Origin of the sequence: Pelagibacterium sp., assembly GCF_048264985.1 — a bacterium.
GTDB lineage: Bacteria > Pseudomonadota > Alphaproteobacteria > Rhizobiales > Devosiaceae > Pelagibacterium.
This window is the reverse complement of the sequence record NZ_JBLXCL010000021.1, coordinates 1-14,022: the sequence shown is the minus strand read 5'-3', so window position 1 is coordinate 14,022 and position 14,022 is coordinate 1. Positions and strand designations below refer to the sequence as shown.

Annotated in this window: 14 protein-coding genes; 11 read left to right on the top strand and 3 right to left on the bottom strand. The window is 50.8% G+C overall.

The genetic code is table 11. From position 1 onward, the window contains the following. On the bottom strand, positions 1-653 hold a 653-nt coding region (locus ACN0TA_RS18520), incomplete at its 3' end, for a DJ-1/PfpI family protein (protein WP_417585717.1). Between the two features lie 97 nt (positions 654-750). Between ACN0TA_RS18520 and ACN0TA_RS18515 the strand changes: the two genes are divergently transcribed. After that, positions 751-1,188, top strand: a complete 438-nt coding sequence (locus ACN0TA_RS18515; RefSeq protein WP_312944585.1) for a rhodanese-like domain-containing protein — start codon at positions 751-753, stop codon at positions 1,186-1,188. Between the two features lie 456 nt (positions 1,189-1,644). Here ACN0TA_RS18515 and ACN0TA_RS18510 read toward each other — a convergent pair whose 3' ends face one another. After that, positions 1,645-3,090 (bottom strand): PLP-dependent aminotransferase family protein, encoded by a 1,446-nt coding sequence (locus ACN0TA_RS18510; protein WP_417585257.1) that lies wholly within the window; start codon positions 3,088-3,090, stop codon positions 1,645-1,647. A 145-nt stretch (positions 3,091-3,235) separates the two neighbouring features. Here ACN0TA_RS18510 and ACN0TA_RS18505 point away from each other — a divergent pair, with 145 nt between their 5' ends. The 4 genes from ACN0TA_RS18505 to ACN0TA_RS18490 all read left to right on the top strand — a co-directional run bounded on the left by ACN0TA_RS18505 (position 3,236) and on the right by ACN0TA_RS18490 (position 7,447). Continuing rightward, a complete protein-coding gene (locus tag ACN0TA_RS18505) occupies positions 3,236-3,838 on the top strand; it encodes a LysE family translocator (RefSeq protein WP_312944583.1) in 603 nt (200 codons plus the stop codon). Between the two features lie 49 nt (positions 3,839-3,887). Next, positions 3,888-5,075, top strand: coding sequence for an MFS transporter (locus ACN0TA_RS18500; protein ID WP_312944581.1), 1,188 nt, complete (start codon positions 3,888-3,890; stop codon positions 5,073-5,075). 9 nt (positions 5,076-5,084) lie between these two features. Beyond that, the gene (locus tag ACN0TA_RS18495) at positions 5,085-5,843 is read left to right on the top strand and encodes an SDR family NAD(P)-dependent oxidoreductase (protein ID WP_417585261.1); all 759 of its coding nucleotides are present in this window, start codon (positions 5,085-5,087) and stop codon (positions 5,841-5,843) included. A 371-nt stretch (positions 5,844-6,214) separates the two neighbouring features. After that, positions 6,215-7,447: an MFS transporter gene (locus tag ACN0TA_RS18490; RefSeq protein WP_312944579.1), complete on the top strand. Its 1,233-nt coding sequence runs from the start codon at positions 6,215-6,217 to the stop codon at positions 7,445-7,447. 342 nt (positions 7,448-7,789) lie between these two features. On the opposite strand, the gene ACN0TA_RS18485 is transcribed toward ACN0TA_RS18490, so the two are convergent. Next, positions 7,790-8,692, bottom strand: a complete 903-nt coding sequence (locus tag ACN0TA_RS18485) for a LysR family transcriptional regulator (RefSeq protein ID WP_312944577.1) — start codon at positions 8,690-8,692, stop codon at positions 7,790-7,792. Positions 8,693-8,785: 93 nt separating this feature from the next. On the opposite strand from ACN0TA_RS18485, the gene ACN0TA_RS18480 reads away from it, so the two are divergent. The 6 genes from ACN0TA_RS18480 to ACN0TA_RS18455 form a co-directional block, all read left to right on the top strand. Then, positions 8,786-9,532 (top strand): sulfite exporter TauE/SafE family protein, encoded by a 747-nt coding sequence (locus tag ACN0TA_RS18480; RefSeq protein ID WP_312944575.1) that lies wholly within the window; start codon positions 8,786-8,788, stop codon positions 9,530-9,532. A 485-nt stretch (positions 9,533-10,017) separates the two neighbouring features. Next, positions 10,018-10,491, top strand: a complete 474-nt coding sequence (locus ACN0TA_RS18475; RefSeq protein WP_312944573.1) for a PaaI family thioesterase — start codon at positions 10,018-10,020, stop codon at positions 10,489-10,491. Positions 10,492-10,572: 81 nt separating this feature from the next. Beyond that, a complete protein-coding gene (locus ACN0TA_RS18470) occupies positions 10,573-11,331 on the top strand; it encodes an enoyl-CoA hydratase/isomerase family protein (protein ID WP_312944571.1) in 759 nt (252 codons plus the stop codon). Between the two features lie 609 nt (positions 11,332-11,940). Next, positions 11,941-12,762, top strand: a complete 822-nt coding sequence (locus ACN0TA_RS18465) for a GIY-YIG nuclease family protein (RefSeq protein ID WP_312944569.1) — start codon at positions 11,941-11,943, stop codon at positions 12,760-12,762. A gap of 413 nt (positions 12,763-13,175) precedes the next feature. Then, a complete protein-coding gene (locus tag ACN0TA_RS18460; RefSeq protein ID WP_417585265.1) occupies positions 13,176-13,739 on the top strand; it encodes a hypothetical protein in 564 nt (187 codons plus the stop codon). 72 nt (positions 13,740-13,811) lie between these two features. Further along, positions 13,812-14,022 (top strand): hypothetical protein (locus ACN0TA_RS18455; protein ID WP_417585711.1); only part of this gene is annotated, 211 nt, incomplete at its 3' end.

Genomic DNA, 14,022 nt, shown 5'->3' with positions numbered 1-14,022 from the left:
GCTGATAGGTCATCTCGAGACGCTTGGGCGACTGGCTCAAGAATGAATTGTGCCTGCCCTCCCGAGCGCTGTGGAGGCATCACCAATCTGCGTGCGACGGAGTTTGCTATTAGGGAGCCGAAATCGCGTTCGACCAGATGAATGCATGCATCGATACCCGCAGCGCTGCCCGCAGAAGTAATCACCTGGCCGCTATCGACATAAAGCACCGCAGGGTCGACTACGATATCGGGGAACCTTAGCGCAAGCTCATCTGTGTAGCGCCAATGGGTGGTGGCGCGCTTGCCATCCAGCAGACCGGTGGCGGCTATCACAAAAGCACCAGAGCAGATCGATAAGAGGCGGGCTCCGCGAGCATGTGCGGCGCGCAATGCTTGTATTAGCTCTTCGGGTGGCGACGTCTCTCGATTACGCCATCCAGGAACGACGATAGTACGCGCTTCGGCGAGAGCTTCTGGGCCGGCGTCGGCAGTGATCTGACAGCCTCCAAGAGCACGCATCGGCCCCCTGTCGACAGCCACAACAATGTGTCGGTACCAAGGAAAATCGAACTCAGGTCGCGGCAAACCAAAAATCTCTACCGCAATACCAAATTCAAATGTGCACAAATCGTCATAGGCGAGAACGGCAACCAAGCCTGGATCGCTAATCATTTGGCGGAAATTTACCAGTTGATGTCGACTCGGATACTGTAGCGCTGGAATCCCGTTGAATACAGTGGAGCCTTACCAAGTTCACCGAGAATCAATCATGCCCAGCCTTGTTAGCGAAATACCTGCAGCCTCGCCTGCGATAGCACTCTCTCACTTTAGCCGCCGGTTGACCTTTGAAACCGACTGTTCCGATGTTTACCAAAGCCAACTAGCTGGTGAGGTCGATTACGTTCTTGTCGACGTCCGCAGCAGTGATGCGTTTGCTTCGAGCCACGTTCCCGGTGCCATCAATATTCCCTCCCGACAGATAACAGCCGAGCGCATGGCCGATTTCCCAGCACAAACGCTATTTGTTGTGTATTGCGCAGGGCCACACTGCAACGGCACGCATCGCGCTGCCAAGCGCCTTGCAAGTCTGGGGTATCCAGTCAAAGAAATGCTTGGCGGCGTTACCGGCTGGCTCGACGAAGGACTACCATTAAACGGCGCTCAGCCGCTCCCGAACAGCCAAGGCACTGTGTCTTGCCAATGTTGAACCAGCTATACGAGCTACGACTGTTCAGGCCAGCTGGCGTATCGAAGCAACTCCAGAGGTTGTGCGTTGATCGCGACTTTCTTGCGGTTGAATGGATGTGATCTATCGATGCGCTGACTGCACGCCTCAAGCCGCAACTACGCAGAACAGCTCGGTGCTCGACATCCACACATGGTGTAAGGCCGAATTGAGCTCAGGCCAAGGATGTGCGCAGGATTCAGACACGGCACTGGAGACGGGCACCACGTCCAAATTCTACTCTATAAGATGCTTTATATCACCAGATCGGAGACCGCGCCGTGGGGGATGATGTTTTCTATCCTGACGATACGCTCAAGGCGGCACATGATGAATTCGGACGCTGGCTCCTTACTCATAAGGATGGTACTCCCTACTCGCAGGCAAGGCCTGCATCATAGTTACTACGAGCAACAGTGAGATACCACAGCTCTTTAATTAAGAATAACATTTAGCAGCGTCAGCTAACTCACTTGCAATAGTGCCGAGTCGCTTGACTCCACTAAGAAAATGCTCATCGACAGGTTGGCAGCAAGAGAGCCGCAAACAACGGGCAAATCGGCTTCCGTTTGAATACATTTGCCCGGGTACGATCAGGATCTTTTCCTTTAGCGCTTTGTGAAACAACTCATGACTATCCACCGTTTCGGGAAGTTCTACCCAAAGCAAGAAGCCGCCGGTAGGCCTCGTGGCATGCGTACCTTTAGGAAAATATCTGGCAACCGCACCGCGTACTGCTTCGGTCTGAAGTGCGTAACGACGACGTAAACTCCTTAGATGCACATCGTAATCGCCAGACGCAAGAAACAGACCTACCGCCTCAGAGAGAAGCGTCGACTCGGCGACGCTAGACGCGAATTTTATTCGTCTCAAAGCGTTATGAAATCGCCCAGCCTCAAGCCAGCCAATTCGGTAATCAGGCGCAAGCGTCTTTGTATAGCTCGAGCAAACGATCACCCAGCCGCCATGATCAAACGCTTTGACCGTAGGCTGAAGAGGCTCTGAATATTGCAGTTCCGCATAGATGATGTCCTCAATCAGCGGTATCTGGTACGAGTTAACCATTTGAGCTAGGCGCCGCTTGGCGCATACAGACATGCTGAATCCAAGAGGATTATGGACAGTTGGCATCGCAACAATCGCAGCTAATCTATTTTGAACGAGCAGAGATTCAAGTGCGTCGAGTGAAATTCCACCTTCAGGATGAGTGGGAATTTCTAATATGTTCAATCCAAGCCCTTGCATCAGCGGGTAGAGATTGAAAAAGGTCGGTGATTCAACCCCTACCGTATCCCCTGGGCGGGTGACCGCTCTCAACGAAAGCTGTAACGCCTCCATCGCGCCGTGAGTAATTATTACGTTATCCGCAGACAACTCCATACCTAACCGTAAGCCACGTCGAGCAATCTCCTCACGAAGCAAAGACGATCCGGGCGGAAGAGCATAGCGGTCAGTGTGATAGGGTCTTCTCCGCAATAGGCGGCAGGTCAACCGGCTGAGCTTAGCCCCTGGATAAAGTGCCTCGCCGGACGGACAAGCAAGAGCCGTATCTACCACCCCCTCTTGCCCTTGGTGTCGAAGCATCAAGCTGACCAAATCATCGGCGGATTCTGCCTTCTGGAAATCGACTGGCTTCTCCTGCAGCGACCGTTGTAGCGATGGAAGACGGCTCCTCACGAAATAGCCTGACTTGTGGCGAGCTTCTACCAGCCCCATAGCCTCCAGAAGCCTATACGCCGCCGTCACCGTATTGAGCGCGGTTCCGTGCTGTACGGAACACGTCCGAACCGATGGGAGACGCGACCCTGGCGGCAGGAGTCCTTGGTCAATGGCTTCTGCAAACTTGCCGGCCAGAGCACGATACAACACTTTTTCATTTTTCATTTTATGGCGGCGGATCCAGAGCATTCAGAGCGTACTGTGGCACAGATTAGGATCTGTAACCATTCAAACGGCTAGATACTGAGTCTGTTCCCATCCAATCGCGCTTCCTAGTATTCAGGGAAATCCATATGCGAACCACAACAGCATGGTCGAAGCGATTGCACTAGCCGGATATATGGCAGTGATGGCTGTCACGCCAGGCCCGAACAACATTTTATTGGCAGCGTCGGGATTAGCGTTTGGTTTCAGAAGGACGGTGCCCCTTTTGCTGGGGCTAGCGGCAGGGTGCGCTGTGCAATTGTTGATATGCGGAACAATGTTCAGTTGGGCGTCAGCTTGGCTTTTAGATGCGCGCCCAACCTTGGCGGTCGTAGGTTGCAGCTATCTATTTTGGTTGGCGTATCGCCTTACGCGCGCAGGAGCTCCAGGGCAGAGAGAAGCAGCCATACCGGTTAGCGCTGTAACAGCCATACTTGTCCAGTGGGTTAATCCTAAGGGCTGGGTAATGGTGTTGAACGCATGTGTCTTATTTATTCCCAAAGAAGGCGGCCTAACATATGTTGCGTTTATGGTGGTTCTTAGCCCATTAATACAGTTGCCTTGTACTGCTCTTTGGGCCTGGGGCGGAGATAGATTGCGTATCTGGCTTAAGAACGATCAATCACTGCGTGTATTCAATATGTTAATGGCTGCGATGTTAGCTGCAATATCAGGATGGATGCTGGTTGATGAGCTCTTAGCGCCGTGAACCAAACAAATAGTATAAAAGAGATAAGAAAGCCAACTAAGGAACAGGCATGAAAGCAGCAGTGACTCAGGCAAAACCAGCGGGCGCCGTCAGCGTGCTTATAGGGCTTTGCCTCATGCAGTTTTTAAGTTGGGGTGTTTTGTATTACACACTTCCTATAGCAGCGAGTCGAATTGCGGCCGAAAAGGGCTGGCCACTGACTACGTTAGTTATCATTTTTACAGGATGTCTCTTGGTCGCAGCGATTGGAGGGCCTTTAGTAGGCAAACTTCTAGACGCCTTTGGCCCCAGAGCAGTAATGAGTTGCGGAGCCCTTTTAGGTACAGCGGGCGTACTCCTTTCTTCTCGCGCTGAAATACTAGTTCTATTTGCAGCTGGCTGGTGTCTAGTCGGAATCGCTCAAGCTTGCACACTCTATGCATCCGCGTTTGCAGCAGCAGGACAGTGGCTAACTGGCAGCGCTTGGCCACTGACTTTCATCACCTTGGCTGGTGGTTTATCTTCTCCGATATTCGCACCTATCACTGCGTACTTGATAGACACCTATGGATGGAGCACAGCATCAACCGCCATCTCGTTGTTGTACGGGCTCGTCGCAATCCCTGCGTCAGCTCTCCTCCTTAAGCGCAAATGGGAAACTCCTAGCAGAAAGGGTAATGCCCAAAAGAGCTATATCGCGCAAATTGTTAGTTTGCCATCCTTCAAATTAAATCGCGTAGCGTTTGCTATCGCTGCAGCCGGCTTGTACGGCATTACACTCAACCTAATACCACTGCTTCAAGAGATAGGTTTCGATTATAAAATCGCAGCAGCGATCTTTGGCGCCGTCGGGGCGGGCCAACTAATCGGACGGCTGGCCTTTATTCCGTTCGAATCAATAGGCACAACAAAACAACGAGTGTTGTGGCAATTAGGATTAACCAGCGCTGCGCTTTTTCTAGTTGCGATTATCAGCGGGCCGACGTACGCCGTTGTTATTGTAGCTCTCTTTGCCGGCGCTATGCGGGGCGCACAAACACTATCTATTGCGAAGTTAGTTTCTGATCTTTGGGGGCGAGACGGATATGCGACCGTTTACTCACGATTCTATTATCCGGTTGCCTTGGTAACTGCAGTTAGCCCTGCTGCGGCGCAACTTCTGGCGAACACATTAGGATCATACAGATCTGCAACCCTTTCCCTTGCAGCACTCACACTTCTTGCACTTTTATTTGCGAACCAAACATCGCATTCATAGGAGCTAATCATGACGGAAAACATAAGCGATAAGCGCGCAGTAGTTATCGTAACCGGCGGAACTCGAGGCATCGGAAAATGCATCGTCAAGCGATTGCATGACGATGGTTACGCAATTCTTTTCACGCATTCAAACTCAGACGCATCTGCTATAGAACTGGCAAATGCGCTTCATCGCCCTGACCATCCATGCGTCGGTATGAAGGCAAACGCCACCACCTTGGGGATTGAAAAGTCAATTTTTGACAAAGCAGAGACACTCGGGGATGTAGTAGGTGTCGTTAACAACGCAGGAATCACTGGAACAATTTCTAAACTAGCCGCCTTAGAAGACGAATCATTATCGAAAATCGTAGCAGTAAACCTAGTAGCACCGATTCGGTTGTGTCGGGAGGCTGCACGCCGATGGAACGACCGCTCCAGCAGGTCGTCAATCATTAATATATCGTCGGTTGCCGCCAGAACAGGCTCCCCTAATGAATACGTGGTCTATGCCGCAACCAAGGCAGCAATAGAGACTCTAAGTATAGGTCTGGCGAAGGAACTAGCACCGAGAAATATTCATGTCAACGCTGTATCGCCGGGCACTGTAGATACAGATATTCACACCCTGGCAGGCGAACCTGGCCGTGCGCAGCGAGTTGCAAAAAATATACCGATGGGCAGACCTGGGCGGCCTGAGGAAATTGCGGATGCGGTTGCTTGGCTGATATCCGATCAGGCAACTTACGTGACCGGAACCGTTATCAACGTTGCAGGCGGACTGTGAGGGTGGAATTTTCTACTTTGCTTATTTTTGTACGCCCCTAAAATAGATTGACATGCACGACTCACCTTACTTGTGTCGTACCGCCGTCCCGCAGCAACGCTGGGCTACATTACTGCATCATGAGATTCTGGTGGTTAGTGAATTACGACGGCTCCAAATGCACAGAAAAACGCACTAAAGAGCCCTTATTGGCAATCCACAATGGAATATCTTTAGCAACATAACGTCTGATTGCGCCGTAAACCGACCACCTTGCCAGACCTGAAGTTCGTTACCCATCTTTCAAACCGGAAAGATTTCGGCATTAATTTAGTATTAGCTGGCTTACACCATCTGCATGAATTGTGAGCTATCTATTGGAATGGGTCGCCATGTCTATCAAAGAAGATAAAAAACGTAATCGTTGGGTAATAGTGCTCGCAGCGGGTGCAATTATGGGTGCGTCGCTCGGTATACGACATGTTCAGGGGCTTTTTTTGCAACCAGTGAGTCTTACCGAGGGATGGACTCGTGAATCTTTCGCGTTTGCTTTAGCTCTTCAGAACATTATTTGGGGGTTAGCTCAGCCCTTAGCGGGAATGCTAGCGGATCGCTTCGGCTCCCTTCGTGTAATACTCCTAGGGTCAATAATCTACGCTATTGGTCTTCTACTAATGGCTGCGTCTACCACGTCGAATATGATGATCCTAACCAACGGCATACTGGTAGGCATAGCATTATCTGGAACTGCATTCGGCGCTGTATACGGCGCACTAAGCAGAATATTTGACGGGGAGCATCGAGCTTGGGCGTTAGCAGTAGCAGGTGCGCTGGGTGGTTTGGGACAGTTTTTGATGGTTCCAGCTACGCAAGGCCTTATACAGTTAAGCGACTGGAGAGACACTGCGATGGTGCTGGGAATTCTAATGTTTGCCCTTGCACCGCTTAGCATGCTTCTACGTGACACACCAGCAAAATGCGGTAATGCAATTGACAGTTTGAACAAAGCTCCTTTCCTCATTGCTATAAAGAAGGCCTTCGCTCATTCTGGATTTTGGTTGCTCACGTTTGGCTTCGCAGCATGTGGCTTCCAACTTGCTTTTATTGCGACCCACATACCAGCTTACTTACTTGAACAGGGTCTAACCGTACGGCAGGCCGGTGCGACACTCGCAATAATTGCACTAACCAATATCTTTGGTATCTATTTTTTTGCTCGAGCTGGGGGAATTTGGCCAGCCAAAAGTGTTCTCAGCTGGCTGTACTTTCTTCGTGCTATCGCAATGTTGCTATTTATAACCACTCCTGTCACTCCTTGGACGGCATACGCTTTCTCTGCAGCCATGGGATTTTTATGGCTAGGAACTGTACCGCTTACAAACGGTGTTCTCGCTCAGATATTTGGTGTAAGTCATATAGCTACGCTGTTTGGTTTCGCATTTTTAGGTCACCAATTGGGTGGGTTCTTCGGCGTCTGGCTTGGAGGCCTGTTCTATGACACCTACGGTTCGTACGATGTGCTTTGGCTAGCATCAATTATAATTGGATTATTCGCAGCATGCATGCATTGGCCCATTAATGACCGTCCAATAGCAAAGCACCCAGCGACGGGTAGTCACTCATGAGGCATTACTCGCGAAAATCGTACTTTGCCGTCTTATTGGGCATATTGGGTTTGTATGTTCTTTCTCAGGCATTTCAAGAGTGGCTAAATCCAAGAGTTATATTTGGCCTCATGGATGCCGCTGTTATTTGTTAGAGCTCACAATCATCACATCGCCAGCCCCTACCAATTCCACATTCATCGCTCTCTTGAGGAACTAATTCAGTAATAGTCATTTAACCCAAACACGATCTTGTAGCTATTCAGGTCAGCATATAAAAAGATAACTTCAGCAATAGCCCCATAGTGCATTCCAATGATGCTGGAAAAAATCGATTTTATGAGAAAGATCGTGTTTATTCTATTATTGTTTTTCACTCACAGAGTTTGCGCCTAAATGTATCAATAGGCTTTGCATTGCAGGGGATAGGCTAGCCCAGTCCTGAAAGCAAACACATAAATCCCGACGCGCCCACGCCTCTTCCATTCGTAGTATCTGGTATACATAACGACGTCGATATCGCTTCGCTATCACCAAAGGAATGATGGCTACCCCGATACCATGTGTGACCATTTCACACAGCCCTTCGAACGTTTTCATCCTAACCCGCATGGCTAAGCTGCGACCGGCGGCGAGCGCATGACCGTCTATATGATCCTGCAAGGCGCTTCCTCTAGCCAGGCCCACAAAAGGCTGATCAAGAACATCGCTGAGGCGTACAGATGTGCGATGCGAAAGGTAGTGAGTCGAAGGCACGATCAGGGCGAGATGGTCTCGGGCAACAGCGCGCATATGTAAACCCGCCGAATCGACCGCGCTGGAGACTAACCCGGCTTCTACTAGCCCTGCAGCGACGGCTCGAACAATTTCCTCGCTTGTCCGCTCCATCAGTTCGACATACAAACCCGGCCGATCGGCAAGCCACCCTGCAAGCCTTTTCGGTAAAAATTCGGTTAGTGACGCTGTGTTGGTGAACAAGCGAAGAGTGCCGTTAGCTCCAACAGCGAAACTCCGCAACTCCCCCTTTAGTAACGCTTGCTGATGCAGAATTTCACGCGCACGGTGGGCAAAGGCCTCTCCGGCCTCCGTAGCGACAACGCCACGAGGATGGCGTTTAAGCAAGGTAACGCCGGCAACTGCTTCGATATTGCGTAAGCGCTCACTCGCTGACGCAAGAGCAAGGTTTGCCTGCGCGGCTCCATGAGTAATGCTGCCGGCATCCGTCACACACAAAAACAGGTTTAGATCCGTAAGATCAAATCGCATGTCATCAATCCCTTGTCTAGCCTTCGGGTAAACCGAAGGCTCTGCCGGTAAAACCGCATTGTCTTTCGTCTGTGTAAAGACTCCAATAAGGGCATGAACGATCCCTTATTTTACTTCACCGCGATAACACTCACCTTCCTGGCCGCCGGGCTCGTCAAAGGTGTAACTGGCATGGGCTTACCCACAGTGGCGATGGGTTTATTAGGTACCGTCATGCCTCCGGTTTCAGCCGCTGCGCTGCTTGTCATTCCTTCATTCATAACGAACATTTGGCAACTGTTTTCGGGAGCATCCACGCTAGCCCTGCTGCGCCGCTTGTGGACAATGATGCTAGGTATCGTCCTTGGCTCTATTGCTGGCGTACCTATGCTGGTCAGTGTCGATCCGGAGTGGTCTGGACTTGCTTTAGGGGTAGCACTAGTCGTCTATTCTGGTTACGCACTGGCTGGGCCGGGATTATCGATCTCGCAATCTACAGAGCCGTGGTTATCACCGGCAATAGGCCTAATTACTGGTGCAGTTGCAGGGGCGACAGGAGTTTTTGTTATGCCGGCAGTACCTTATTTGCAGGCGCTCAACCTAGAAAAAACCGAGCTTGTCCAAGCCTTGGGACTGTCATTCACAGTCTCTACCTTAGCGTTGGCTGCAGGTCTGCTGGCACAAGGCGCGTTTCGCTTGGATCAGATTGGTTTGTCAGGAGTTTCCATCGTTCCTGCGCTCATTGGAATGTGGTTGGGTCAAAAACTAAGAGCGCGTATTAGCCCAGCACGGTTCCGCCAGTTTTTCCTTGTAGCCCTTATGGGGCTTGGTCTTGAACTGGTGCTCCGGCCCATATTTTAGTTGACGTATTCAACAGACGGCTTGCCTCACAAGTTCTTCAAGCGGCGCCGAGCTCTTACGCCGCTATGTGCACTGACTAAGCAAGCGCCGAACAATCTAGTTAATCTAGCACGATTATAACCACCTTTCGACGCCGGGAAGGATTAAGGCCATTCTTTAATGCCTAACACGCCGCTGAGAGGCATGACGCTGTTGGAAGATCCGATGGGCCACACCTGTGAAGCTTCTCTTGAAGGTACTGATGTATTAGCTGCTCACCATTCATCAAGCCCTTCCACCTTGATGGATGACATAGGAACAGGCCGCAATCTGTAACCATCAGAATTACAACATTTTGAGTCTGTTTTATCCTTCTCCTCACCTTTTAGTATTCGAGAGGATGGCGTGCCGGCACCACTAGGGTTTAAAAGTCGCACCTCCACAACATTCCTTAAATTGGCTGCGGACTCGTCGAACCCCTGAAATTCCAGACAACAGGAGCAACTATGCGCGAACTTTCCGTATTGCAGTATCTGAAACGCCAGCTGGATGGCACATTGGCAGAAGGCGACACTACACATATGCGTTATCCCACTGCAATTTCGCAGCTGCTGGGATTTCGGATTGTTGAAATCGCTGAAGCATTTGCAATCATAGAACTCGACGCGAATGTTTCGCTTCATGGAAACCAGCAGGGCACTATCCACGGCGGTCTGCTGTGTGAGCTTGCAGACGCTACAATAGGCACAGCGCACTCCACAATCATGGCTAGTGGCGAAAGCTTCACCAGCATTGATTTGAAAGCAACTTTTTTACGTCCGGTTTGGAACTCACGTTTGCGTGCATGTGCTTGGGCAGACCACCGCGGTCGTACTATTTCCCATTATCGATGCGAAGTGCATCGTGAAGATGGAAAGCTTGTCGCGAGTTTTTCAAGTGCAATCATGAATTTACGTGGCGATAACGCACGGGGGCGTTAAACGCAAGCACAGAAGTCAATCTTCGAAGACTTGCGCAAAACACCCTGGTGGGAATCAGAAAAGACATCGAAGGAGAATTGTATGACCGGCCCAGTTGTGTCAATCATTAATGATGGTGTAGCCGAGTTAACCCTATCCCGACCAAAGTTTTTTAATGCTCTAAGCATAGAGCTAATTACTGAACTCGATAAGAAATTGGAAGCTTGCGATCGAGACCCTAACGTTCGCGCCGTACTTATCCGGGGTGATGGGCCCCATTTCGCTGCAGGAGCAGATATACAAGAGCTATCAGCAATTACTCCTGAACAAGCCGAGCATGAAGATTACGCGGGAAGCAGCCGTTATCTAAACATGACGGCGAAACCCACCATAGCCGCCGTACATGGCTATGCTCTTGGAGGAGGCTGCGAGCTAGTCGAGATGTGCGACATAGTCATTGCGGCAGATGACGCCTATTTCGGTCACCCAGAGGTTACCCTAGCAACCATGCCCGGAGCTGGAGGAACACAGCGGCTACCGAGGTTAGTCGGAATGAAAATGGCGATGGACTTGCTATTAAGTGCTAGGAGGCTCTCAGCCTCTGAGGCGCTTGCTGCAGGGCTTGTATCGCGCGTGGTATCCCGCGAGATTCTGCTGGATGAAGCCCGATCATTAGCTAAGAAGATTGCGGATATGCCAGCAAATGCTATCGCATCAGTTAAAGCGGCATGTGCATTAACCTCGGAAGTTTCCCTGCAGGACGGTCTTAAGCTTGAACGCCATCGCTTTTATAAGACGTTGGGGGAAGCTGAGTTTCTAGAGAGAACACGGTCGTTCTTAGCCCGCCGGACAGTTAGGTAAGCAGAATCTCCAGTACTCTTACTTTCGTGCGTAAGCCTATAGCTATCCACGAAGTAGCCTATCTGCTCAGATTTTAGTTACTCGTGACGCGACTTACAGACGGATCGTTTCGACGTACTTAGTCTGCTGGCATGACGGCAGACGAATACATGCGATGACGAGCTCCAAGCGTCGCTGAATCGAGGGCCCTGATGATACAGGATATGCGAATAGGCTAAGCGACGTGGCTTCTATCTGCTAGCGGACGATTGGCGACCCAACTCTCGCTTCACCGCTAGCGATATAGGGTGCATCTCCGCCTCTGATTATCGCAGCGGCGATCGCTAGATTTGCCGCAACAAAAGCCTGGGCAGAATGGATGGCGCCTCCGAGGTTCAACAACAACGTAACGTAATGGCATTGGAGAGCAGCGTCGCTCCGTAACCTGGCAGAATATCACACTGATGACTCCCTATACTCTCGTAGTCTCCGCCATGCCTGTTGGCAATCAAAAGCCAAGTCCCGTATTCTCCGCCTTACAATAGCGATACGCCACTATTAGATTGGTGATCGCCGCCACCTTCCGCCGCGCTCTGCCTGTGGTAGTGAAACTCACTCGGATTAAACTCGATGCTGCTATTTGATTTACTCAAGCAGTGGGAACCTGACTTCACCCCTGCTCAAGCGAAGGTTCACCTAGCGCGATACAACGGCAAGAAGCACCCTCTGGATGTGTTTTTGGAAGGCCGTTTCGACGAGTGGCAGTCATTGCAATCCCAGCGAAGTTTCGAAAAAGATTATGTCGTATCGCTGATCCAGGCGGGACGCCCTACCCGTTGGCTATTTGCTGGACTATTCCGTAGGAAAGGTCGTTCGCATCACACCGAGCCACGAAGCCACTATTTATACGAGTTGGAGCGTATCGAAGCGGCCGAAGAATGGGTCGGTCGCCTCTACCTGAAGAGCACGTACAAGCAACGCCACTCGTATCCACTGGGAAAGACCTTGGCGAAGGATCTTGTCATCTCCGAACTGTTGCCCAAGCGTCTTACCATCGGTGATTTTCCAGGTTTCAAGTCAGTCAATCTGACGAAGGAGCATCTGGACATCGTCGTACGCCAAAACATCCCAACCTGGCGTGCAGCTTTGTCCAGCGTTAAAGGCATTTATCTATTAACAGACGTTGAGACCGGCAAGTTGTATGTTGGCAAGGCAGACGGTGAGAGTGGAATCTGGGGTCGTTGGTGTACCTATGCCGCTACCACGCACGGTGGGAATGTTGCCCTCAAAGAAGAATTCGGCATTGATGCACCTCCAGATCGACAGTACCACCTGCGCTTCTCAATTCTGGAGATCACCGATCTTCATGCCATCGACAAGGAGATTGATGCGCGGGAAAACCATTGGAAACAGATATTGTTGAGCCGAGATTTTGGCTATAACCGCAACTAGCCACCTGCGTTCCTACTGTTACCAGTGACAGCAAGTTAAGAACCCTGTCGAAAAAAACCTCGTTCCAAGGGCATTTGGATAGGGATACCAACAATGGGCCGCATAGGCTAAGGACTGCGACATGCAAGATCTAGATCACGATGATCAGCTTCCTCCACGAGAATTCTTTACTGAGTTCAAGCTCAGGTAATCCGGGCGAATGCACGCTGACAAGAAGATCAGCGTCATGGCACGCCCGCAAGTGAGCTTAACGCTTCGTTGCTTCGCTCTAGTGACGGCTCACGCAAGCTGCCTGCTGCGCTTGTTTAAGAAAGAGGATCCAGGAAAAATCTCGGTAGCGATCCATCGCTGATTTGCCGGTTTTGAAAAGCCTGTTTTCCAGCAGGCTTTTTATTATTGGGGATGCTTGAGCATTGGACATAGGCGAGTTCGAAACACAACTTCGTGCACTCATGGGCGCCCCGTACCATCATCGCCCATTCGTTTGCGACGGCTCTCCTCTTACCTGCCAAGTCTTCATCGTCGGGGTTAATGCCGCCTCGAACATGAAACAAGATTTCTGGGACTTCTGGCGGCCTGGATACGGTTTTGAACGTGCAACCTGGCTGGACGCTTATCTTGCTGCACGCACAAAGGCCAGTCGGACGCGAAAGGCCATGCAAATGATTATGGATCAAGCCAAAACCGAATACGGTGCCGTCAGATTTCTAGAGACCAATATCTTTTCGATACCCACTGCTAGAGAAAGCTTGCTGAGGAGCCACCAGAAGTCGACTGAGATCTTCGACTTCCTGCTAGCTTCGATCAATCCGCAAGTTTTGCTGGTACATGGGGCCAAGCCTGTCAAATATGTACGCGCCTTGGGCCTCAGCGAAAGCACCAATGTCATAGAAAGCCCACACTTGATTTATGTGAGCCACGAACAGGCAAGAGAGCTTGGCAGAATCATTGCCCGAACGATCAGTCGGGAAAACTGACTGAGTCGGCCCGCGAACCCGCCCTGCAGGACTGCCACATTATTTATTAATACAATGCGCGTCGATTCTCCGATGGCCGTTGCACATATGACTCGCTTTCTGATGGCGGCCCTGGCCGCAGTTCTCCTCTCAACTAACACGTTTGCTGCCCCCCCCTCCAACTTCGCTGCAGCTAAGGTGCTAGCCAAGCAGAAGATTTTCTTCGACCAGGCCTCAAGCGCAGAGGGTGAGCTCTACTGCGGCTGCAAATGGACATGGACTGGCAAGTCTGGAGGAAGGATTG

What these genes read in the sequence shown, in the direction of transcription:
- ACN0TA_RS18475 (WP_312944573.1), top strand. Translation starts at nt 10,018, where the DNA reads ATGCGCGAACTTTCCGTATTGCAGTATCTGAAACGCCAGCTGGATGGC.
- ACN0TA_RS18465 (WP_312944569.1), top strand. Translation starts at nt 11,941, where the DNA reads ATGCTGCTATTTGATTTACTCAAGCAGTGGGAACCTGACTTCACCCCT.
- ACN0TA_RS18480 (WP_312944575.1), top strand. Translation starts at nt 8,786, where the DNA reads ATGAACGATCCCTTATTTTACTTCACCGCGATAACACTCACCTTCCTG.
- ACN0TA_RS18515 (WP_312944585.1), top strand. Translation starts at nt 751, where the DNA reads ATGCCCAGCCTTGTTAGCGAAATACCTGCAGCCTCGCCTGCGATAGCA.
- ACN0TA_RS18505 (WP_312944583.1), top strand. Translation starts at nt 3,236, where the DNA reads ATGGTCGAAGCGATTGCACTAGCCGGATATATGGCAGTGATGGCTGTC.
- ACN0TA_RS18490 (WP_312944579.1), top strand. Translation starts at nt 6,215, where the DNA reads ATGTCTATCAAAGAAGATAAAAAACGTAATCGTTGGGTAATAGTGCTC.
- ACN0TA_RS18510 (WP_417585257.1), bottom strand. Translation starts at nt 3,090, where the DNA reads ATGAAAAATGAAAAAGTGTTGTATCGTGCTCTGGCCGGCAAGTTTGCA.
- ACN0TA_RS18470 (WP_312944571.1), top strand. Translation starts at nt 10,573, where the DNA reads ATGACCGGCCCAGTTGTGTCAATCATTAATGATGGTGTAGCCGAGTTA.
- ACN0TA_RS18495 (WP_417585261.1), top strand. Translation starts at nt 5,085, where the DNA reads ATGACGGAAAACATAAGCGATAAGCGCGCAGTAGTTATCGTAACCGGC.
- ACN0TA_RS18500 (WP_312944581.1), top strand. Translation starts at nt 3,888, where the DNA reads ATGAAAGCAGCAGTGACTCAGGCAAAACCAGCGGGCGCCGTCAGCGTG.
- ACN0TA_RS18485 (WP_312944577.1), bottom strand. Translation starts at nt 8,692, where the DNA reads ATGCGATTTGATCTTACGGATCTAAACCTGTTTTTGTGTGTGACGGAT.